A 20110-nucleotide genomic window follows, 5' to 3' on the forward strand; every position below is an offset into this window, starting at 1 on the left:
GTCACACCATCCCTCCTCCCGTCGGCGAAACATGACGGCGGTCGGCGCTTACACGCCGACCGCCGCTCAATGCGTCCTACAGGAAGGAGTTGATCTCGATGGTCTCGGTGCGGCCGGGGCCGACGCCGATGGCGGAGATCGGGGCGCCGGACATCTCCTCCAGCGCCTTCACGTAGTTCTGCGCGTTCTTCGGGAGGTCCGCGAAGGTCTTGGCCTTCGTGATGTCCTCCGACCAGCCGGGCAGGGTCTCGTAGATCGGCTTCGCGTGGTGGAAGTCGGTCTGGGAGTACGGGAGCTCCTCGACGCGCTTGCCGTCGATCTCGTACGCGACGCAGACCGGGATCTCCTCCCAGCCGGTCAGCACGTCCAGCTTGGTGAGGAAGAAGTCGGTCAGGCCGTTGACGCGGGTGGCGTAGCGGGCGATGACCGCGTCGAACCAGCCGCAGCGGCGGTCGCGGCCGGTGGTGACGCCGCGCTCGCCGCCGATGCGGCGCAGCGCCTCGCCGTCCTCGTCGAAGAGCTCGGTCGGGAACGGACCGGCGCCGACGCGGGTGGTGTACGCCTTGAGGATGCCGATGACCCGGTTGATCTTCGTCGGGCCGACGCCGGCGCCGGTGCAGGCACCGCCGGCGGTCGGGTTGGAGGAGGTGACGAAGGGGTACGTGCCGTGGTCCACGTCCAGGAGGGTGCCCTGGCCGCCCTCGAAGAGGACGACCTTGCCCTCGTCGATGGCGTTGTTGAGGATCAGGGTGGTGTCCGCGACGTACGGCTTGATCTGGTCCGCGTACTGGAGCATCTCCTCGACGATCCGGCCGGACTCGATCGCGCGGCGGTTGAAGACCTTGGCGAGGAGCTGGTTCTTCTGCTCCAGGGCCGCCTCGACCTTCTGCTCCAGGATCGACTCGTCGTACAGGTCCTGGACCCGGATGCCGACGCGGTTGATCTTGTCGGCGTAGGTCGGGCCGATGCCGCGGCCGGTGGTGCCGATCTTGCGCTTGCCGAGGAACCGTTCCGTCACCTTGTCGAGGGTGACGTTGTACGGGGTGATCAGATGGGCGTTGCCGCTGATCAGGAGCTTCGACGTGTCGACGCCGCGCTCGTTCAGTCCGCTCAGCTCGGAGAGCAGGACCGCCGGGTCGACGACGACACCGTTTCCGATCACCGGGGTGCACCCCGGGGAGAGGATTCCGGAAGGGAGGAGGTGCAGCGCGTACTTCTGGTCGCCGACGACGACCGTGTGGCCGGCGTTGTTGCCGCCCTGGTAACGCACCACGTAGTCCACGGATCCACCGAGCAGGTCGGTGGCCTTTCCCTTGCCCTCGTCACCCCACTGAGCACCGAGCAGCACAAGTGCGGGCACAGGCGTACACCCCTTCCGGGTGGGGCATGTCCAAGGTCAGATGGCGTACGCCGCCTCACCGGTGTGCCCCGGAATAGACGAAGCCCCTGGCGCAATAGCGCAAGGGGCTCTTGCACAAAGATGCTACCCGAGGAAGGACCGAGGTGTCGGATCACGACCAGCTGCTGGTCATCGTCGACCCGGTCGCCCGCCGAAGTGACGGCGAGTCCGTACGGATCGCGAAGGATGTCCTGTCCGCGGGCGCGGAAGCGAAGATCTGCCTGCCGGACTCCCCCGAGGAATTCTCCCGGGCCCTGTCCCGGCGCGGCTCCCGGCGCCCCGTCGTGCTGGGCGACGACCGGGCGCTGCTGCGCGCGGTGGCCCTGCTGCACCGGGACCGGGCGCCGCTCGCGCTGGTCCCGATCGGGCCGCCGGACGCGCTGGAGGTCGCGTACGGCCTCGGCGTGCCGCGCTCGGCGGTGGCGGCGGCCCGGACGGTCCTGGACGGGGCGGTGCGGAGCCTGGACCTGCTGGTGGACGACAGCGGCGGGGTGGTCCTCGGCGATCTGCGGCTGCCCGCGCTGCCGGCGCCCGCCGCCGGCAGCGCGCCCTCCGTCTGGGGGACCTGCCGCTCGCTGGTCCGCACCCTGGTGCGGCCGGCCGTGCCGCCGGTCCTCTCGGTGCCGGTGCACCGGCTGCGGGTGGAGGCGGACGGGGTGCTGCTGGCCGACGTGGACGCGCCGGTGGCGGCGGTGACCGCCCGCCCGGTGGACGGCGGCGGCGGTACGGCGGAGGTGACGGTGCACCCGGCCGGGCCGGCCGGCGCGCCGCGCCGGGCCGTCGCGGGCACCCTGACGGTCTCCGGCCCGGACTTCCGCTACCGCGCGGACGGGCGGGTGACGGGACCGGTCCGCCGCCGCACGTGGACGGTCCGGGCGGCCGGCTGGGGGCTGACCCTGCCCCGGGACGCGGATCCGCCGGCCTGAGGGTGTTCGCGCCGGTCCGCGGGGGTTACCTTCGTCCGCGGGAGTGACGGGTGTGACCTGGGGGGCGCAAGTGGCACGGGCTCTGGATCTGCCGGCGACGGCTGAGGCGCTGGCGGCGTACCGGCGGGGCGGCGGCGGACTGCTGGCGGGCGGTGCGGTCCTGGCGGCCCTCGCGGTCGGCGTCGGGACGTTCACCGACGGCGCCGAACTGGTCACGTGGATCGTGGCGGGCGCGGCGGCGTCCGTCTTGCTCGGCCTCGGCCGTTTCGCCTACGCCCGCCGCTTCCGCCGGATCCTGTCGGCGGGCCCCTGGTCGGCGCATCCCGCCACCGCCTTCTCGCGCGCCATGTCCGGCGAGGCCGTCGTCCTGACGGCCCCGGACGGCGCGGGCCGGTGGGTGCTGCGGCCGATCGCGTCGCGGGCCCGCTGGGCGGCGGTCCGGCCGGTCCCGGTGGGCGTGCTCTGGTGGTGCGGCGACCCGGCGGCGGGCGGGGTGCTCGCGGCGCCCGGCGGCGGCGAGCTCTTCCGGGCGAAGCCGGTGCGGGGAGCGGCGGCGCGGCGGCGGGCCGTGGCCCGCGCCGAGCAGGCGGGCCTGGCGGGCCTGCCGTTCCCGGCCCAGCCGCAGGCCGCCGCCGACGCGGAGGCCCGGCCGCGGGCCGCCGCCGTCGCCGACGCGGAGTCCCCGGCGGCGGCCGTCGCCGCTCCGTCGGCGCTCACGTACGCCCGCCTCGCCGCCCACGCCGAGGGGTGGGCGGCCGCCGGCCGGAACGCGCGGACGCGCCGTCCGGAGGCGGACGTGCGCGCGGTGCCGTGGTGGCGGGTGCGGACGCTGCGCCGGATCGCGGGGCTGACCCAGGTGGGTGGCGCGGCGGCGGTCACGGCGGTCATGGGCGGCCTGCTCGCGCTCGACGTGATCTGGCCCGAGCCGGGGTCCGGCGGGCCGGACGTGCTCACGAGCTCCGTGCTGCTGCTCCTCGGCGCGGGCTGGCTGGTGTGGGCCTGCTTCGCCGCGTGGACGCGGGGCGTGCCGGTCGTCCGGGTCCTGGTGCGGGCCGCGACCGCTCCCGTACCCGTCGAGCGGCGGTACGCGCTCGTGCCCGAGCCGGTCGGCGAGGGTGCCCTGCTGGTGGTCTTCCCGGCCCACGGCGGACCGGACGACCGGCCCGAGGGGGTCCTGCCGCTGCTGCCGCCGGACCGGCCGGTGGAGCCGACCGGGACGGTGGAGCTGCGCGGCTGGCTCGACCGCGACGGGGAGCCGGGCGGCGACGGGGACGCGGTGGTCGTGGCGTGGTGCGGGGAGCGGCCGCTGTGGCCCGCCGGACCGTACGGGGAGGCCGGTTCGCGCACGGCCGCCGAGCTGCTCGACGGGCCGGCCCTGGTGATGGAGCCCGAGCGTCAGTCCTGAGCGGCCCGCGCCGCCTTCCGCTCCTTCCAGCGCTCCAGCATCAGGGCCATCTCCTCCTGGAGGAAGGCGAAGAAGTCGGCGGTCTCGGCGGTGCGGGCGCCGGCCGCCGTGTCGGGGCCGAGGGTGTCGGCGCCGTCGCGGAGGACCTTCTCCCAGCGGGTCAGGATCTGGTCGCGGCGGGTGAAGGTCTCGTACCAGATCTCGTTGTGGAGCACGTACCGCTCGCGCCGGGTGCCCGGTTCGCGTTCGCGGGCGACCATGCCCACCTGGGTGAGGTAGCGGACCGCGCCGGAGACGGCGGCCGGGCTGATCCTGAGCTGTTCGGCGAGCTCCGCCGAGGTCAGCGAGGCGGTCTCGGAGGCGAGCAGCGCGGCGAAGACTCTGGAGGCCATCCGCTGCATGCCCGCCTCGGTCATCTCCGCGGCGAAACGCTCCACGAATCGGGACACGGCTTCCTCGTCGCTCCTGGTCATGGCTCCATCGTCTCCCTCGGTCGCGCTGCGACAGCGACTTTATACGCTTCCTTAACTTCACAAGTTTGTGAAATGAGCGTACGTTCCGAAGCATGACGAACGCCATCAGCGTCGCCGGACTCCACAAGTCCTTCGGCCGCACGCACGCCCTCGACGGACTCGACCTCACCGTCGCCACCGGCGAGGTGCACGGCTTCCTCGGCCCCAACGGCGCCGGGAAGTCCACCACCATCCGCGTCCTCCTCGGGCTGCTGCGCGCCGACTCCGGCACCGTCCGGCTGCTCGGCGGAGACCCCTGGGCCGACGCCGTCGCCCTCCACCGGCGCCTCGCGTACGTGCCCGGCGACGTCACCCTCTGGCGCAACCTCTCCGGCGGCGAGGTGATCGACCTGTACGGGCGGCTGCGCGGCAACGGCCTCGACCGGGCCCGCCGGGCGGAGCTGATCGAGCGCTTCGAGCTCGACCCCACCAAGAAGGGCCGCACCTACTCCAAGGGCAACCGGCAGAAGGTCGCCCTCGTCGCCGCCTTCGCCTCCGACGCCGAACTCCTCGTCCTCGACGAGCCCACCAGCGGCCTCGACCCGCTGATGGAGGAGGTCTTCCAGGACTGCGTCCGCGAGGCCCGCGACCGGGGCCGTACCGTCCTGCTCTCCAGCCACATCCTCAGCGAGGTCGAGACCCTCTGCGACCGGGTCTCCATCGTCCGCAAGGGGCGCACGGTGGAGTCCGGTTCGCTCGCCGACCTGCGCCACCTCACCCGCACCAGCGTCAGCGCCGAACTCGCCGGCGCCGCCGAGGGCCTGGACCGCCTCCCCGGCGTCCACGGCCTGCGCGCCGAGGGCCGCAAGGTCCGCCTCCAGGTCGACACCGACAAGCTCGACCCCGTCCTCGCCGCGCTCCTCGCCGCCGGCGTCCGCTCGCTCACCAGCACCCCGCCCACCCTGGAGGAGCTCTTCCTCCGCCACTACGCGGACGACGAGGTGGCCTCATGACCGCGCTGGCCGGCACCGGCACCCTCACCCGGCTCGCGCTCCGCCGCGACCGGCTGGCCCTCCCGCTGTGGGCCCTGGTCACCGGCGGCCTCGTCGCCTCCGGCCCCGGCTCCCTCGGCGGGCTGTACGACACGGCCGCGGCGCGCGCCGAACTCGCCGCCTCGATGACCGCCAACAGCTCGATGCGCTCCCTCTACGGGCCGGTCTTCTCCGACTCCCTCGGCGGGCTCGTCGCCTGGCGCTTCGGTGCCTTCGCCGCCGTCCTCGCGGCCGTCGCCTCGCTGATCGTCGTGGTCCGGCACACCCGCGAGGAGGAGGAGACGGGCCGCCAGGAACTGCTCTCCGCCGGCGCGGTGGGCCGCCGCGCGCCGCTCACCTCCGCGCTCCTCGCCGCGCTGACGCTCAACACCGCCGCCGCGCTCGTGATCGTCGCCGGACTGGCCGGCCAGGGCCTCGCCGGGGCGCTGGCGCTCGGCCTCGCCGTCGGCGGCACCGGCATGGTCTTCGCGACGGTCGCCGCGCTCGCCGCGCAGCTCACCGAGAGCGCGCGGCTCGCCAAGGGCATCGCGGGCGGCGTCCTCGGCCTCGCGTTCGTGCTGCGCGCGGCGGGCGACTCCGGGGACGCCTCCGGCTCGTCCGTCCTCACCTGGCTGTCGCCGGTCGGCTGGGCCGAGAACGTCCGTGCCTTCGGCGGGGAGCGGTGGTGGGTGCTGCTGCTGATCGCCGCCGCCGTGCTCGCCCAGACGGTCCTCGCGTACGGGCTCGCCGCCCGCCGCGACGTCGGCGCCTCGTTCCTCGCCACCCGGCCCGGTCCGGCCGCCGGCCGGCTCGCCACGGCCGGGGCGCTCGCCCTCCGGCTCCAGCGCGGCGCGCTGATCGGCTGGGGCGCCGGCTTCCTGCTCGGCGGGCTCGTCTTCGGCGGCATGGCCGAGGGCGCGGCGGAGCTGGTCGGCGACAACGAGAAGGCCCGCGAGATCTTCGAGCGGATGGGCGGCCAGGCCGCCCTCACCGACGCCTTCCTCGCCACGATGGTCTCCCTCTTCGGGATGCTCGCCGCGCTGTACGCGGTCGGCGCGGTGCTGCGGGCGCACACCGAGGAGACCTCCGGCCGCGCCGAACCGCTCCTCGCGGGCTCCCTCGGCCGGCTCCGCTGGGCGGCGGGCCACCTCGTGCCCGCGTTCGGCGGCGCGGCGCTGATCCTCCTCGCGGCGGGCCTCGGGCTCTCCCTCGGCTTCGGCGGCTCGTACGGGTCCGTCCTCGGCGCGGCGCTGGCCCAGCTGCCGGCCGTCTGGACCCTCGCGGGCGTGGCGACGCTGCTGTGGGGCGCGGTGCCGAGGGCGGCGGGGGCCGGCTGGGCCGCCGCCGGGCTCTGCCTGGCGCTCGGCTGGATCGGTCCGGCCCTCGACCTCCCGCAGGCCGTCCTGGACGTCTCCCCCTTCGCCCACCTGCCCAGGCTGCCGGGCCCGGAGACGACCTGGACCCCGCTCCTCCTGCTCACCGCCCTGGCGGCCGCCCTCACCGCGGCCGGCCTGGCGGCCCTGCGCCGCCGCGACCTCCAGGTCTGACGGGCTCAGACCTCCACGAGCAGCGACTCGAAGCCGCGGATCACGTAACCGGGTCTCCGGACGGGGTCCGCGGCGAGCCGCATCCCCGGCGCCCGCCGCAGCAGCTCGCCGAGGACCGCGGTGAGTTCGAGGCGGGCCAGCGGCGCGCCCAGGCAGTAGTGGACGCCCGCGCCGAAGGTGACGTGGGGGTTGTCCGCGCGGGCCAGGTCGAGCGCGTCCGCGGTGGGGCCGAAGCGGGCCGGGTCCCGGTTGGCGGAGCCGAAGAGGAGCGCGACCTCCGCGCCGCGGGGGACGACGGTCCCGCCGATCTCGATGTCGTCGAGGACCCAGCGCTCGAACATCTGGAGCGGCGTGTCGTAGCGCAGGAGTTCGTCCACAGCTGTGGACAACTTCCCGGGATCCGAGGACAGCTCCGCCGCCAGGGACGCGTCCCACCTCCCGTGCCGCAGCAGCGTCCACACCCCGCCCGTCGCGGTGTTCACGGTCGCCTCGTGCCCCGCGTTCAGCAGCAGCACGCAGGTGGAGATCATCTCCTGCTCGGTCAGCTCCTCCACCCCGATCAGCGCCGAGACCAGGTCGTCGCCCGGGTCGGACCGCCGCCGCGCGATCAGCTCCCGCAGATAGTCCGAGAACTCGACCGACGCCCGGACCGCCCGCCGGGCCGTCTCCTCCGACGGGTTCAGCTCGAACATCCCGCAGATCGCCGCCGACCAGGGCCGCAGCATGGCCCGCTCCTCGTCCTCCTCCGGGACGCCCAGCATCGCGGCGATCACCGCGACCGGCAGCGGTTCGGCGACCGCCGCCTGGAGGTCGCCGCCGCCCGCCGCGACCAGCTCGCCGACCAGACCGGCGGCCAGCTCCCGTACCGTCGGGGCCAGCTTCTCCACCGTCCTCGGCGTGAACGCCTTCGACACCAGGCGCCGGATCCGGGTGTGGTCGGCGCCCTCCAGGTCGAGCAGCCCGTGGTCGTTGAGGGTGTGGAAGGGCTCGTGCAGCGGGTCGGGGGCGGCGCGCCCGAACTCCTCGTGGGTGAAGCGATGGGTGTACGTGCGCCCCAGGCGCCGGTCCCGCAGCAGCGCCGACACGTCCGCGTGGTGCGGGACCAACCACTGCCGGGTGGGCCCGTACCAGTGGGCGCGCCCGCCCTCCCGCAGCGCGGCGTACGCGGGGTACGGGTCGGCGACGAACTCCGGGGACCAGGGGTCGAATGCGGCGACGGCGTCCATGCCCGGACGCTACCGCCCGGGCAGGGGTCAGCGCCCGACCTGGACCAGCCGTGCCTCGTACGCGAAGACCGCCGCCTGCGTCCGGTCGCGCAGGCCCAGCTTCACCAGGATCCGGCTGACGTGCGTCTTGATCGTCGACTCGGCGACCACGAGGTGGCCGGCGATCTCCTGGTTGGACAGGCCCTGGGCGATCAGCACCAGGACCTCCGTCTCGCGTTCGGTGAGTTCGCCGATCTGGGCGACGGCGGGCGCCTTCGGCGCGGTGTCGGCCGACTTCGCGAACTCGGTGATGAGCCGCTTCGTCACGGTCGGCGCGAGCAGCGCCTCCCCGGCCGCGACGATCCGGACGCCGTCGGCGAGCTGCCGCGCCGAGGCGTCCTTGAGGAGGAAGCCGGAGGCGCCGGCGCGGAGCGCCTGGTAGACGTACTCGTCGAGGTCGAAGGTGGTGAGGACGAGCACCTTGGCGTCCGCGTCCGCGGCGACGATCTCCCGGGTGGCCTCGATGCCGTTCAGCTCGGGCATCCGGATGTCCATGAGGACCACGTCCGGGCGGAGCGCGGCGACCTGCGCCACGGCCTCCCGGCCGTTGACGGCCTCCCCGACGACCTCGATGTCCGGCATCGCGCCGAGCAGCACGGAGAAGCCCTCGCGGACCATGATCTGGTCGTCGACGATCAGCACCCTGATCACTGGTCGGCCCCTTCCCGCTGGACGGGGACGAAGACGGCGACCTCGTAGCCGCTGTCCTCGGTCGGCCCGTCGGTCATCTCGCCGCCGAGCATCGTGACACGCTCCCGCATGCCCGTGATGCCGTGGCCCGCGCCCGGCGAGGGCTTCACCGCGCCGCGCGCCGGCCCGTTGGCGATGCGCAGGCCGAGGCCGCCGAGGACATGGCTGACCTCGACCTTCGCCGGGGCGCCGGGCGCGTGCCGCAGCACGTTCGACAGGGCCTCCTGGACGATCCGGTACGCGGACAGCTCCACGCCCTGCGGCAGCTCGCGCACCGCGCCGGTCACCGTCATGGTCACGTCGAGCCCGGCCTCCCGGACGTTGGCGACGAGGCCGTCGAGGTCGGCGAGGGTCGGCTGCGGGGCGTCGGGGGCCTCGTAGTCCTCGGCGCGGACGACGCCGAGGATGCGGCGCAGCTCGGTGAGGGCGGCGACGGCGTTCTCCCGGATGGTGCGGAACGCCTGCTCCAGCTCCGGCGGCGGGTTCTCCACCCGGTAGGGCGCGGCCTCGGCCTGGATGGCGACCACCGACATGTGGTGGGCGACGACGTCGTGCAGTTCGCGGGCGATGGTGGTCCGCTCTTCGAGGAGGGTCCGCTTGGACCGCTCGACGGCGGTGACGGTCCGCTGGGCGGTGACCTCCCGCGCGGCCTGGCCGCGGATCTGCACGACGGCGATGACCAGCAGGAAGAGCGCGGAGAAGAAGAGCATCTCGGCGCCGTTGAAGCCGTATCCGGAGCCCATGCTCAGGAAGAAGGAGGTGAAGGTGGCGTACGCGGCGGTGACCGTCCACATCCAGGCCGCCGTGCGGGGCCGGGTCCGCAGGGCGACGATCACGAGGACGAAGAGGTGGGCGGCGAAGGAGTTCGGCGCCCAGGGCCAGCCGTCGTACCCGGTCAGGTAGGCGACGAAGGGCGTCGAGCAGATCGACAGCCAGAAGGCCGCGGCGGGGCGGATCAGGGTGAGGGCCACGGCGGCCGTCGGCACCACGCAGGTGACGAGGGCGACCGGGCCGACGGCGCCGTTGATCTCGTCGAAGCCCATGAGGAAGGTCACCAGGGCGAGGAAGCCGATCGCGGCGTGCGGCAGCAGCACGGCGTGCGGGCGCAGCCGCCGGGGCAGGAAGCGCAGCACGGGGCTGTCCGGCGCGAGCCGGGGCAGCGGACGGTAGGAGAGGGCGTCGCCGGAGAGGTCGTCGCGCAGACCGCCGAGGGCGTCCAGCGTCATGCGGAGCTCGGGGCTGCGGCTGCCCGGGTCGGGGGTCTGTGTCGGGTTCACGCCGTCCACGGTACGGAAGGCCCGGGGACGGCCGCGTCCGGCTGGATGCGGATCCCGGGCCGTCCCCCTTGAGTACTACACGCCCCCGGAGGGCTCAGAACGCGAGCTGCGCCAGCTCCTCCGCGACCACCGCGCAGGCGTCGGCCGCGGGGTCGATCAGCGCGAAGTGGCCGACGTCCTCCAGGAGCGTCAGGCCGACCGTCTCGCCCGCCTTCGCCGCCGCCTCCACGAAGGCGTCCGCGACCTCGGCGGGCACGGTGAAGTCCTCGCGGCCCTGGACGACGGCGGTGGCGATGCCGGTGGGCAGCAGCCGCGCCGGGTCGGTGCCGGCGGCCCGCTCCTCGTACGCCTCCTCGCCGCCGAGCAGCTGGGTGACCGCCCCGCCGCAGACGTCCAGCTCGCGGGCGCGCTCGAAGTGGGCGATCGGGGCGAGGGCGACGACCCCGCGCAGCGCGGGCGCCTCGGGCAGCCGCCAGGGGGAGCCGGCCGGCAGCACGTGCCGGGCGGCGGCCCAGAGGGCGAGCTGGCCGCCGGCCGAGTGCCCGGTGAGGACCATCCGGTGCGGGTCGGCGGACGGCAGGTGGGCGGCGGCGAGCTCCGGCAGCGCGTCGAGGGCGGCGGCGACGTCGGCGAAGGTCTCCGGCCAGCGGCCGGCGACCGGGGCCGCACCGCCCTGGTGCGGCAGGCCGGGGCCGCGCCGGTACTCGACGTTGGCGACGGCGAAGCCGCGGCGGGCGAGGAAGTCCGCGAACGGGCCGAGGTGCAGGCGGTCGAAGGGCGCGCGCCAGGCGCCGCCGTGCAGGGCGACGACCAGCGGGGCGCGCCCGGCGCCGGTCCTGGGGGCGTAGAAGTCGACGACCTGGTCCGGGTGTTCGCCGTACGCCGCGGTGGCGTCGGGTGGGACGGCCGGGTGCGAGAAGGCCGACGCCTGTTCGGCGGCTTCGCGCGCGGCGGGGTCCGGCATGGCGTGTTCCAACCTCTCGGTGACGGGGCCGAATCGGCCTGACCTGCGGGGACCGTATCAGGGTCCGGGCCCCGCAGATCAGGTGAAGATCCGACCTGACGACCGGTCACCGGCCGTCCACCGTCGGTGAGTCGGCGGCTACGCGGCCGGCGTCTCCGCGAGCACGTCGGCGAGGACACGGGCCGCCTTCTCGGTCTCCGCGAAGCCGACGTACAGCGGGGTGAAGCCGAACCGCAGGAGGCCGGGGCGCAGGTCGCCGACGACGCCGCGCCGGATCAGCTCCGGCATGACGGCGGCCGCGTCCGCGCAGGCCAGTCCGACCTGGCTGCCGCGCTCGCCGTGCGCCTCGGGGGTGATCGGCGTGACCCGGCCCTCGGGGACGTACGCCCGCACGCACTCCAGGAACAGGTCCGTGAGGGCCAGGGACTTGGCGCGGACGGCGTCGATCGTGACCCCGTCCCACACGTCGAGCGCCGCCTCCAGGGCCAGCATGGACAGGATGTCCGGGGTGCCGACGCGACCCCGGACGGCGCCGCCCGCGGGCCGGTAGCCGGAGTCCATGCCGAAGGGCTCGGCGTGCGAGGTCCAGCCCGGCAGCGGCGAGTCGAAGCGGTCCTGGTGGCGCTCGGCGACGTACAGGAACGCCGGCGCGCCGGGGCCGCCGTTGAGGTACTTGTAGGTGCAGCCGACGGCCAGGTCCACGCCGTGCGCGTCGAGGCCGACGGGCAGCGCGCCGGCGCTGTGGCAGACGTCCCAGACGGCGAGGGCGCCCGCCGCGTGGAGGGCGGCGGTGGTTCCGGGCAGGTCGTGGAGCCGGCCGGTGCGGTAGTCGACGTGGTTGACGAGCGCGAGCGCCGTCCGTTCGTTCGCCGCGGCGGGGATGTCGGCCGGGTCGAGGCCCACGATCCGGTGACCGGTCATCCGGGCCGCGGACTCCGCGATGTACCCGTCCGTGGGAAAGGTCGAGGCGTCCACGAGGATCTCGTCGCGTCCCTCGCCCGCGAGCCGGGTGGCCGCGACGACCGCCTTGAAGACGTTCACGCTGGTCGAGTCGCCGGCGACGATCTGGCCCGCGGCGGCGCCGACGAGCGGGGCGATCCGGTCGCCGATCCGCTCGGGGGCGGTCCACCAGCCCGACTCGTCCCAGGAGCGGATCCGCAGCTCGCCCCACTCGCGGCCGATGACGTCGGCCATCCGGGCGGGGACGTGCGCGGGGAGCGCGCCGAGCGAGTTGCCGTCGAGGTAGACGGTCTCCTCGTCGAGGGCGAACTTGGCGCGGTGGCCGGCCAGCGGGTCGGCGGCGTCGAGCTCCAGGGCTCGCTCGTACAGGTCAGACATGGCTTCGGGCCGTCCAGAGCTCGGGGAACACGTTCTTCTGTGCACGCTTCTCCAGCCAGGCCACCCCCGCGGAGCCGCCGGTGCCGGTCTTGGCGCCCATCGCGCGGCGGGTCGCCACCAGGTGGTCGTTGCGCCATCGCCAGACCAGTTCGGCGACGTCGCTGAGTGCCTCGCCGAGGCGGACCAGCTCGGCGTTGCCGTCGGCGTCGGGTTCCGCGTAGAGCCCCGCCCACACCGCCTCGACCTGCGGCGACGGCTCGTACCGGCGGGTGAGGTCGCGGCCGAGGACGGACGGCGGCACCGGCAGGCCGCGCCGGGCGAGGAAGCCGAGCACCTCGTCGTACAGGCTCGGCTCGTGCAGCGCCTTCTCCAGCTCGGCGTGGACGCGGGGCGCGCCCCGGTGCGGGACGAGCATGGACGCCGACTTCTCGCCGAGGAGGAACTCCATGCGGCGGTACATCGCCGACTGGAAGCCGGAGCCCTCGCCGAGGGCGCCGCGGTAGGAGTTGAACTGGGCGGGGGTGAGCTGGGCGAGCGGACGCCAGGAGTGGTTGAGCGCCTCCAGCTCGCGCACCGAGCGCTTCAGCGCGTCGACGGCGACCGGCAGCCGGTCCTCGCGGAGGGCGCGGCTCGCGGTCTCCCACTCGTGGACGATGACGGTGAACCACAGCTCCATGACCTGGGTGGTGACCAGGAAGACCATCTCGCCGGGGTCGTCCGAGCGGAGGTGCTGGAGGTGGGTGAGGACGTCCGCCTGGACGTAGTCCTCGTACGGTGTGGTGCCCGCGAAGTCGAGGTTCGGCGTCGCCTCGGACGCCTCGTCTGCCGCGGTCTGATCCGGAGAACCCGGGAAGAGTGACATCGCTGTCTCCTCGATACGCACTACCGGGTAGCGGTCTGCTCCACCGCGCACGGCCCTCCGCTCGGCGGAAGGGCGCCACGGGAGCCCCGGTCCCCTCAGGAGGCGTGCTGCGTCGCGCGCCGTCCCACGCGCATCATGACACGATCGGACCGGTGATGTAGAGCCCGTCTTCGTCATACGGAAAAGCGTTCGAGCGACAGCCGTTGAGGCCCTTGATCTGCTGCATCATCGCGGGCGCGAGCTTGCCGGGACCGCCGCAGCCCATGTGCTGCCGGATGCCGATCTCGTGCCCGACCTCGTGGTTGATGATCAGGTGCCGGTACTCCTCCGGCGGCCCCGCGAAGGTCGGCGAGCCCAGCATCCACCGCTTGAGGTTCACCACGACCCCGTCGGTCGTCTCGCAGTTCAGCTCGCCGTGGGTGTTGAGGCCCTGCCGGGCGCAGAGCGCGTCCGCGGTGTCGGGGGTGGCGATCCGGATCACGAAGTCGGCGTTCGACTCGACCAGCTGGAAACGGCCCCGGCCGTGCGCGGCCCAGCTGCGCGGATGGGCCAGGATCGCCTCGATCTCCTCGGCGGTCTCCCGGGCCGAGAGGTCGAGCCCCTCCTCGACCTGCACCCGGTACCGGCGCAGCGTCCCGCTCTCCCCGGTGACGCTTCCGGAGGCGGAGGCGGTGGTGAAGGTGCCCCGACCGGACTGCGGCACGGTCGCGGGCCTCTTCGCGGTCGCCGTCGGCGTCGGCTTCACGGTCCGCTTCGGCTTCGGCTTGGCCTTCGGCTTCGGTGGGGGCGAGGCCGTCCGGGTCGGCGTCGGGGCGGCGGTCGCCGGCGCGGACGCCGCCGGAGCCCCGGACGCCGGGGCCTTCGCCGCGCTGTCACGCAGCTCCGCCTCGCTCTGGAAGTGCGCGAGCGCCACGCCCGCGCCGAGCGAGACGCCCATCAGGACCAGGGTCGACAGGACGAGCCGGCCGCGGCGCGTGACACGCGTCCCCCCGCGGCGGCTCCTCCCGCTATGTCGGTTCCGTCGGCGCCGGTCAGGCGCTCCCCGCTTGCCCACGACAGTTTCCCCCCTGCTTCAGGCCGGTCCGGGGGATCGTACCGGCCGGGGGTGACGGTCAGCCGAGGGTGTCGGCCGCGGTCTCCGAGGAGTCCCGCAGGAAGGTCGTGCAGCGCTCGTACTCGGCCTGCTCGCCGATCTCGCCCGCGGCCCGCGCCAGCGCGTGCAGGGCCCGCAGGAAACCGCGGTTCGGCTCGTGCTCCCACGGCACCGGGCCGTGGCCCTTCCAGCCGTTGCGCCGCAGCGCGTCCAGCGCCCGGTGGTAGCCGGTCCTGGCGTAGGCGTACGACTCCACCACGCGGCCGGCCTCGAACGCGTCGTCCGCGAGCTGCGCCCACGCCAGCGAGGAGGTCGGGTACTTCGCGGCGACGTCCGCCGGGGCGGTGCCCTGCGCGAGGAGCTCGCGCGGCTCGGGCTCGTCGGGGAGCAGGGTGGGCGCGGGCCCGCCCAGCAGGTTCTCATGGATAGCCATCCCCCCAGTCTGCCCCACGCCAGCGCGCGGAGCGGCCGGGATCAGGGGGCGCCCGGGTCGAGCGGCGGGGAGGTCACCCCGCAGTGCGTCCGGCACTCGGGGTGGCAGCCCGGCGCCTCGGGAGTCCGCATGGTCGTCCACGCCAGCACCGCGCCCGCCACCAGCACCCCGGCGCAGATGGGCATCGCCCGGTCGAACGTGGCGTCGAACTCGGCCGCCGAGCGGTACGCCTCCGGCCCCATCCCCGTCAGCAGCGGCAGCGCCGCCACCGCGACGAGCCCGGCCGCCCGGGCCGCCGCGTTGTTGACGCCGCTGGCCAGACCGGCGCGGGAGACGTCCACCGAGGCGAGGACGGTCGCGGTCAGCGGGGCGACCAGGGCCGTCATCCCGAGCCCCAGCACGAGGAGGGCCGGCAGCACGTCCCGTACGTACACGGCGTCCTCCCCGACCCGGGTCATCAGCAGCATCCCGGCGGCGCACAGCAGCGGGCCGACGGTCAGCGGGATGCGCGGGCCGATCCGCTCCCCCAGCTCGCCGGAGCGGGCCGAGAGCAGCAGCATCAGGACGGTGGTGGGCAGCAGGGCCGTCCCGGCGGCGAGGGCGGAGTAGCCGGAGACCACCTGGAGCTGGATCACGGCGAGGAAGAAGAAGCCGCCGAAGGCCGCGTACACACAGAGCGTCACCAGGTTCACGGCGGTGAAGAGCCGGGACCGGAAGATCGACGGCGGCACCATCGCGGCCTCGCCCCGCCGCCGCTCCACCACCGCGAACCCGGCCCCGACCAGCACCCCCACCGCCCCCGGCCACCACACCCCGTCGATCAGCGCGTAGGTGACGAGGCCGAGCGACGCCGCGCCGAGCACCGCCCCGAGCACGTCGAACCGGCCGCGCGCGGTGGCGTCGCGGGACTCGGGGACGTGCCGCAGCGCGACCGGGACGCAGAGCGCGGCGAGCGGCACGTTGAGCAGGAAGACCCACCGCCAGCCGGGCCCGTCGACGAGCCAGCCGCCGACGAACGGCCCGATCGCGGCCCCGACCCCGCCGAAGCCGGACCACAGGCCGACCGCCCGGGCCCGGTCGTCCGGGTGGAAGCTCGCCTGGATCAGCGCCAGCGACCCCGGCGTGAGCAGCGCCCCGCCGACGCCCTGGAGGGCGCGGGCGGCGACGAGGACGCCGGCGTTCGGGGCGAGCCCGCAGAGCAGCGAGGCGAGGGCGAACCAGACGACGCCGACGACGAAGACCCGCCGCCGCCCGTACCGGTCGCCGAGCGAACCGCCGAGCAGGATGAGCCCGGCCAGCGTCAGCATGTACGCGTTGACGGTCCACTGGAGGACGGCGAGGTCGGCGCCGAGGTCCTCGCCGATGTGCGGCAGCGCCACGTTGACGACGGTCGAGTCGAGCAGCGCCATCCCGGAGCCGAGGACGGTGGTGAAGACGATCCACCGCCCGGTCCCGGACGTCATCCGCACCTCGGTCGCGGCCGCGCTCATGCCTGCATGGTCCCGCGTTCCGGCGCCGCCTGCCTCCTCAGCCCCGGTCGGTCCGCAGCCGTGCCGCCGCCCTGACCAGGGCGTCCACGCCCCGCTCGGCCTTGGCGCGCGGGCAGCCGACGTTGAGCCGGACGAAGCCGGGGGTGCCGTAGGTGCCGCCCGGCATGATCGCGACCTTCTCGGTCCCGACCAGCTCCTCCTGGAGGCGGTCCTCGTCGACGCCGAGCGGCCGGAGGTCGATCCAGGCGAGGTAGCCGGCCTGCGGCGGCCGCCACTCCACGCCGGGCAGACCCGCCGCGAGCCGGTCCGCGACCATCGCCATCGTGCCGGCGACATAGCCGCGCAGCGCGTCCAGCCACGGTCCGCCGTGCCGGTAGGCGGCGACGTGGGCGGTGAGCGAGAGGACCGCCGGGGAGGCGAGGCCCTCGCCGGTCTCCATCCGGCGGACGAACGCCGCCCGCTCCTCCGGGTCGCCGACGAAGCCGTACGAGCCGGAGAGCGCCGGGAAGTTGAACGCCTTGGTGCCGGAGGTGACGAGCGCCCAGCGGCGGTCGCCGCCGGCCTCCGCGATCCGGGTCCAGGGGGTGTGCCGGTACCCGTCGGCGGTGAGGTCCGCGTGGATCTCGTCGCTGACGACGGGCACGTCGTACCGGCGGGCGAGCCGCGCGAACTCGGTGAGCTCCTCCTCCGTCCACACCCGCCCGGTGGGGTTGTGCGGGGAGCAGAGCAGCAGCATCGTGCTGTCCGGCCGGGCCAGCTCCCGCTCCAGGGCCGCCGTGTCCCCGACCGGGACGCCGCGCAGTTCGCGGCCGAGACCCGTGACGGCCTTGCGGAAGCCGTCGTAGGTGGGGGTGTGGGTGACGACGCCGTCGCCGGGGCGGGTCCACATGCGCAGCAGCTGGGAGACCTGGTTGAGCACGGACGGCGCGTACACCAGCGCCTCGGTGTCGACGGCGGTGCCGTACCGGCTCGCGTACCAGTGGCGGATCGCCTCCCGGAAGCCGTCGTCGCCGCCGAGCCGCCAGTCGGTGTAGCCGAAGACGCCGTGGTCGACGCGGGCGCGCAGGGCGTCGAGGACCTCGGGCGGGGAGGCGAAGTCCATGTCGGAGATGGTGAAGGGGAGCAGGCCGGGGACGCCGAAGCGGTCCGCGATCCCGTCCCACTGGACCGACCAGGTGCCCCGCCGGTCGCGTATCTCGTCGAAGTCGTACATCAGCGCCCTCTCCTGGGGACACGAAGGGCCCGGCACCCTCGTGCGCGGGTGCCGGGCCCTTCGGTCACGGCTGTTACTTCAGCTTCTTGCCGGCCGAGCGGAGCGCCTCGCAGGCCTCGGTGACGCGCGCGGCCATGCCCGCCTCGGCGAGCTTGCCCCAGGTGCGCGGGTCGTAGGTGGACTTCTTGCCGACCTCGCCGTCGACCTTCAGGACGCCGTCGTAGTTGCGGAACATGTGGTCCACGACCGGACGGGTGAAGGCGTACTGGGTGTCGGTGTCGAGGTTCATCTTGACCACGCCGTTCTCGATGGCGGTGGCGATCTCCTCGGCGGTCGAGCCGGAGCCGCCGTGGAAGACGAAGTCGAACGGGGAGGTCTTGCCGAACTTCTCGGCGACGCCGGCCTGGAGGTCCTTGAGGAGCTCGGGGCGCAGCACGACGTTGCCCGGCTTGTAGACGCCGTGCACGTTGCCGAAGGAGGCGGCGAGCAGGTAGCGGCCCTTCTCGCCCAGGCCCAGGGCCTCGGCGGTGCGGATCGCGTCGTCGACGGAGGTGTACAGCTCGTCGTTGATCTCGTGGCTGACGCCGTCCTCCTCGCCACCGGTCGGGGTGATCTCGACCTCGAGGATGATCTTGGCGGCGGCGGCCTTGGCGAGCAGCTCCTGGCCGATGGCCAGGTTGTCGGCGAGGGTCTCGGCGGAGCCGTCCCACATGTGCGACTGGAAGAGCGGGTTCCGACCGGCCTTGACGCGCTCGGCGGAGATGTCGAGCAGCGGGCGGACGTAGCCGTCCAGCTTGTCCTTCGGGCAGTGGTCCGTGTGCAGCGCGACCGTGATGTCGTACTTCGCGGCGACGATGTGGGCGAACTCGGCCAGGGCGACGGCGCCCGTGACCATGTCCTTGCTGTACTGGCCGCCCAGGAACTCGGCGCCACCGGTCGAGATCTGGATGATGCCGTCGCTCTGGGCCTCGGCGAACCCGCGCAGCGCCGCGTGGAGGGTCTGGGACGAGGTCACGTTGATGGCCGGGTAGGCGAACTTGCCAGCCTTCGCCCGGTCGAGCATCTCGGCGTAGACCTCGGGGGTTGCGATGGGCATTCGTCCGCTCCTTGTGATGTGCGGGTGTGGGCTTGCTGAGTCCCTGACCTAGGGGCGACGTCATCGTCGGTGCCATCTTTCCAGACTCTTGTGCGGGCTCCCACGGGCGGCGCATGCCGAAGGGCGGGGTGTTTCACGTGAAACACCCCGCCCTTCGGGAAAAGCGCAGGTCAGAACCGGGGTGGCCGGGGTCCGGGACCTAAGTCACGACTTCGCGGCGGTTCGTCCGGTGCGCTTACGCGAGACCGAGCTCGTCGAGCGCGTAGGCGTAGAGGTACGGGACGCCCGCCGTGCCGCTGATCTTCTCGCCGGCGCCGGTGGCGCGGTCCACGATCGTGGCGACGGCGACGACCTCGGCGCCGGCCGCGCGGGCCGCCTCGACGGCGGTCAGCGGGGAGCCGCCGGTGGTGGAGGTGTCCTCGACGATCAGGACCCGGCGGCCCTTGATGTCCGGGCCCTCGACCTGACGCTGCATGCCGTGGGCCTTGGCGGCCTTGCGGACGACGAAGGCGTCCAGGCGCTCGCCGCGCGCGGCGGAGGCGTGCAGCATCGAGGTGGCGACGGGGTCGGCGCCCAGGGTGAGGCCGCCGACCGCGTCGAAGTCGAGGTCCTTGACCAGGTCGAGCATGACCTGGCCGACCAGCGGCGACGCCGCCCCGTCCAGCGTGATCCGGCGCAGGTCCACGTAGTAGTCGGCTTCCAGACCCGAGGAGAGGGTCACCTTGCCGTGCACCACGGCCTTGTCCTTGATCTGCTGGAGCAGTTCAGCGCGTACGTCAGTCATGCCTCCGAGCTTAAGGGCGCCGAGGTCACGGCCGCCGCCAGGCCCAGACGCTCTCGACCTCCAGCGGGTCGATGGGGGTGACCAGGCGCGGGTGGGTGTTGAGGCCGTTCGGCGGGCCGGACTGCGGTTCGACGCAGACCGCGTCCGCGGGCTCGTCGTAGATCACCACCCACTCGGCGCCGCTGGTCACCTTCAGCTCCAGCTCGCCCGGCCAGGTGAGGGTGACGTCGACGCCGTCGGGCATGCCGAAGCAGTCGTCCCACGGGCCGGGGAGGGGGGCGATGCGTCGGCCGGTGGGCAGGTGGTCGTCGCCGCGCTCCTCCTGCCAGCCGGGCGTGAAGCCGATCGCCACGTCCTCGCCGCCCTGTCCGAGGTTCCGCAGGAACCAGGGGTGCCAGCCGGCCTGCGCCGGGAAGGAGTCGTCGTACGCCTCCACCCCGAACCGCAGCGTCAGCCGGTCCTCGGCCAGTTCGAGGACCTGGGTGACCCGGCCCTTGTACGGCCACGGGTCGCCGAGCTCGCAGGTGAGGACGGCCTCCGCGGCGGAGGCCCGGGCCACCGTCCATGCCTGGTCGCGCACGGTGCCGTGGATGGCGTGCGGGGCCGCGTTGACGGGCAGCGTGTGGGTGGTGGCGCCGTCGCGGAAGCGGCCCTCACGGGTCCGGCCGCACCAGGGCACCATCGGGAAGCTGCCGTAGCGCTCGCCCTGCTTGAGGACCTCGGTGCCGGCGATGCGCAGGCTCTCGATCCGGCCGCCGTGCTCGGGGTTGATGGTCAGCTCGGCGTCGCCCGCCGTCAGTCGCGTCAGGTTGCTCACGCCCCGACCCTAAGTCCTGCGCCCCCGT

General features: G+C 74.1%; 19 protein-coding genes. 4 read left to right on the forward strand and 15 right to left on the reverse strand.

The genetic code is table 11. The features are described from left to right. Positions 1 to 76: 76 nt before the first annotated feature. Positions 77 to 1360 carry an adenylosuccinate synthase gene (locus tag ABFY03_RS17820; RefSeq protein WP_319009503.1) on the reverse strand — a complete coding sequence of 428 codons (1284 nt, stop codon included), beginning with the start codon at positions 1358 to 1360 and terminating at the stop codon, positions 77 to 79. A 143-nt stretch (positions 1361 to 1503) separates the two neighbouring features. Between ABFY03_RS17820 and ABFY03_RS17825 the strand changes: the two genes are divergently transcribed. Further along, positions 1504 to 2325 carry a diacylglycerol kinase gene (locus tag ABFY03_RS17825; RefSeq protein ID WP_346170350.1) on the forward strand — a complete coding sequence of 274 codons (822 nt, stop codon included), beginning with the start codon at positions 1504 to 1506 and terminating at the stop codon, positions 2323 to 2325. Between the two features lie 70 nt (positions 2326 to 2395). Beyond that, positions 2396 to 3730 carry a hypothetical protein gene (locus ABFY03_RS17830; protein WP_319009501.1) on the forward strand — a complete coding sequence of 445 codons (1335 nt, stop codon included), beginning with the start codon at positions 2396 to 2398 and terminating at the stop codon, positions 3728 to 3730. Here the strand turns inward: ABFY03_RS17830 and ABFY03_RS17835 are convergent. Continuing rightward, a complete protein-coding gene (locus tag ABFY03_RS17835) occupies positions 3721 to 4203 on the reverse strand; it encodes a GbsR/MarR family transcriptional regulator (protein ID WP_319009500.1) in 483 nt (160 codons plus the stop codon). The genes ABFY03_RS17830 and ABFY03_RS17835 overlap by 10 nt on opposite strands. Before the next feature lie 92 nt (positions 4204 to 4295). Here ABFY03_RS17835 and ABFY03_RS17840 point away from each other — a divergent pair, with 92 nt between their 5' ends. Continuing rightward, positions 4296 to 5195: an ABC transporter ATP-binding protein gene (locus ABFY03_RS17840; RefSeq protein ID WP_346170351.1), complete on the forward strand. Its 900-nt coding sequence runs from the start codon at positions 4296 to 4298 to the stop codon at positions 5193 to 5195. Continuing rightward, the gene (locus tag ABFY03_RS17845) at positions 5192 to 6760 is read left to right on the forward strand and encodes an ABC transporter permease (protein WP_346170352.1); all 1569 of its coding nucleotides are present in this window, start codon (positions 5192 to 5194) and stop codon (positions 6758 to 6760) included. The genes ABFY03_RS17840 and ABFY03_RS17845 overlap by 4 nt, the downstream gene beginning before the upstream one ends. Positions 6761 to 6765: 5 nt before the next feature. Here the strand turns inward: ABFY03_RS17845 and ABFY03_RS17850 are convergent, their stop codons facing one another. From ABFY03_RS17850 to ABFY03_RS17910, 13 genes are all read right to left on the reverse strand, one after another. Further along, a complete protein-coding gene (locus ABFY03_RS17850) occupies positions 6766 to 7986 on the reverse strand; it encodes a cytochrome P450 (RefSeq protein WP_319009497.1) in 1221 nt (406 codons plus the stop codon). A 27-nt stretch (positions 7987 to 8013) separates the two neighbouring features. Then, complete coding sequence (locus tag ABFY03_RS17855; RefSeq protein ID WP_319009496.1) at positions 8014 to 8676, reverse strand: response regulator transcription factor; 663 nt, start codon at positions 8674 to 8676, stop codon at positions 8014 to 8016. Then, positions 8673 to 9941 carry a sensor histidine kinase gene (locus ABFY03_RS17860; RefSeq protein ID WP_346172266.1) on the reverse strand — a complete coding sequence of 423 codons (1269 nt, stop codon included), beginning with the start codon at positions 9939 to 9941 and terminating at the stop codon, positions 8673 to 8675. The genes ABFY03_RS17855 and ABFY03_RS17860 overlap by 4 nt, the downstream gene beginning before the upstream one ends. A gap of 145 nt (positions 9942 to 10086) precedes the next feature. Then, positions 10087 to 10956, reverse strand: a complete 870-nt coding sequence (locus ABFY03_RS17865) for an alpha/beta hydrolase family protein (RefSeq protein ID WP_319009495.1) — start codon at positions 10954 to 10956, stop codon at positions 10087 to 10089. A gap of 138 nt (positions 10957 to 11094) precedes the next feature. Continuing rightward, the gene (gene kynU / locus ABFY03_RS17870) at positions 11095 to 12294 is read right to left on the reverse strand and encodes a kynureninase (protein WP_319009494.1); all 1200 of its coding nucleotides are present in this window, start codon (positions 12292 to 12294) and stop codon (positions 11095 to 11097) included. Further along, a complete protein-coding gene (locus ABFY03_RS17875; protein ID WP_319009493.1) occupies positions 12287 to 13156 on the reverse strand; it encodes a tryptophan 2,3-dioxygenase family protein in 870 nt (289 codons plus the stop codon). Before ABFY03_RS17875 ends, kynU begins: the two co-directional genes overlap by 8 nt. Before the next feature lie 133 nt (positions 13157 to 13289). Further along, positions 13290 to 14093, reverse strand: a complete 804-nt coding sequence (locus ABFY03_RS17880; RefSeq protein WP_346170353.1) for a DUF3152 domain-containing protein — start codon at positions 14091 to 14093, stop codon at positions 13290 to 13292. 175 nt (positions 14094 to 14268) lie between these two features. After that, positions 14269 to 14682 carry a DUF3151 domain-containing protein gene (locus tag ABFY03_RS17885; RefSeq protein ID WP_030497339.1) on the reverse strand — a complete coding sequence of 138 codons (414 nt, stop codon included), beginning with the start codon at positions 14680 to 14682 and terminating at the stop codon, positions 14269 to 14271. Positions 14683 to 14723: 41 nt separating this feature from the next. Continuing rightward, positions 14724 to 16172 (reverse strand): MFS transporter, encoded by a 1449-nt coding sequence (locus ABFY03_RS17890; protein ID WP_346170354.1) that lies wholly within the window; start codon positions 16170 to 16172, stop codon positions 14724 to 14726. Between the two features lie 37 nt (positions 16173 to 16209). Continuing rightward, entirely contained in the window at positions 16210 to 17385 is a 1176-nt protein-coding gene (locus ABFY03_RS17895; RefSeq protein WP_319009490.1) for a MalY/PatB family protein, read from the reverse strand. A gap of 73 nt (positions 17386 to 17458) precedes the next feature. Continuing rightward, positions 17459 to 18481 (reverse strand): class II fructose-bisphosphate aldolase, encoded by a 1023-nt coding sequence (gene fbaA, locus ABFY03_RS17900; protein WP_319009489.1) that lies wholly within the window; start codon positions 18479 to 18481, stop codon positions 17459 to 17461. 235 nt (positions 18482 to 18716) lie between these two features. Next, positions 18717 to 19265 carry an orotate phosphoribosyltransferase gene (gene pyrE / locus ABFY03_RS17905; protein WP_031008740.1) on the reverse strand — a complete coding sequence of 183 codons (549 nt, stop codon included), beginning with the start codon at positions 19263 to 19265 and terminating at the stop codon, positions 18717 to 18719. 25 nt (positions 19266 to 19290) lie between these two features. Next, positions 19291 to 20082, reverse strand: a complete 792-nt coding sequence (locus ABFY03_RS17910) for an aldose epimerase family protein (protein WP_346170355.1) — start codon at positions 20080 to 20082, stop codon at positions 19291 to 19293. Between the last annotated feature and the right edge of the window lie 28 nt (positions 20083 to 20110).

The sequence above is a fragment of the Streptomyces roseofulvus genome (assembly GCF_039534915.1).
GTDB classification, from domain to species: Bacteria; Actinomycetota; Actinomycetes; order Streptomycetales; family Streptomycetaceae; genus Streptomyces; species Streptomyces roseofulvus.

Bases quoted from the DNA above. Each gene is read 5' to 3' on its own strand.
- ABFY03_RS17835 (WP_319009500.1), bottom strand. From the start codon at position 4,203: ATGACCAGGAGCGACGAGGAAGCCGTGTCCCGATTCGTGGAGCGTTTC.
- kynU (WP_319009494.1), bottom strand. From the start codon at position 12,294: ATGTCTGACCTGTACGAGCGAGCCCTGGAGCTCGACGCCGCCGACCCG.
- ABFY03_RS17860 (WP_346172266.1), bottom strand. From the start codon at position 9,941: ATGACGCTGGACGCCCTCGGCGGTCTGCGCGACGACCTCTCCGGCGAC.
- ABFY03_RS17885 (WP_030497339.1), bottom strand. From the start codon at position 14,682: ATGGCTATCCATGAGAACCTGCTGGGCGGGCCCGCGCCCACCCTGCTC.
- ABFY03_RS17845 (WP_346170352.1), top strand. From the start codon at position 5,192: ATGACCGCGCTGGCCGGCACCGGCACCCTCACCCGGCTCGCGCTCCGC.
- ABFY03_RS17890 (WP_346170354.1), bottom strand. From the start codon at position 16,172: ATGAGCGCGGCCGCGACCGAGGTGCGGATGACGTCCGGGACCGGGCGG.
- ABFY03_RS17850 (WP_319009497.1), bottom strand. From the start codon at position 7,986: ATGGACGCCGTCGCCGCATTCGACCCCTGGTCCCCGGAGTTCGTCGCC.
- ABFY03_RS17880 (WP_346170353.1), bottom strand. From the start codon at position 14,093: ATGGGCGTCTCGCTCGGCGCGGGCGTGGCGCTCGCGCACTTCCAGAGC.
- ABFY03_RS17865 (WP_319009495.1), bottom strand. From the start codon at position 10,956: ATGCCGGACCCCGCCGCGCGCGAAGCCGCCGAACAGGCGTCGGCCTTC.
- pyrE (WP_031008740.1), bottom strand. From the start codon at position 19,265: ATGACTGACGTACGCGCTGAACTGCTCCAGCAGATCAAGGACAAGGCC.
- ABFY03_RS17875 (WP_319009493.1), bottom strand. From the start codon at position 13,156: ATGTCACTCTTCCCGGGTTCTCCGGATCAGACCGCGGCAGACGAGGCG.
- ABFY03_RS17895 (WP_319009490.1), bottom strand. From the start codon at position 17,385: ATGTACGACTTCGACGAGATACGCGACCGGCGGGGCACCTGGTCGGTC.
- fbaA (WP_319009489.1), bottom strand. From the start codon at position 18,481: ATGCCCATCGCAACCCCCGAGGTCTACGCCGAGATGCTCGACCGGGCG.
- ABFY03_RS17840 (WP_346170351.1), top strand. From the start codon at position 4,296: ATGACGAACGCCATCAGCGTCGCCGGACTCCACAAGTCCTTCGGCCGC.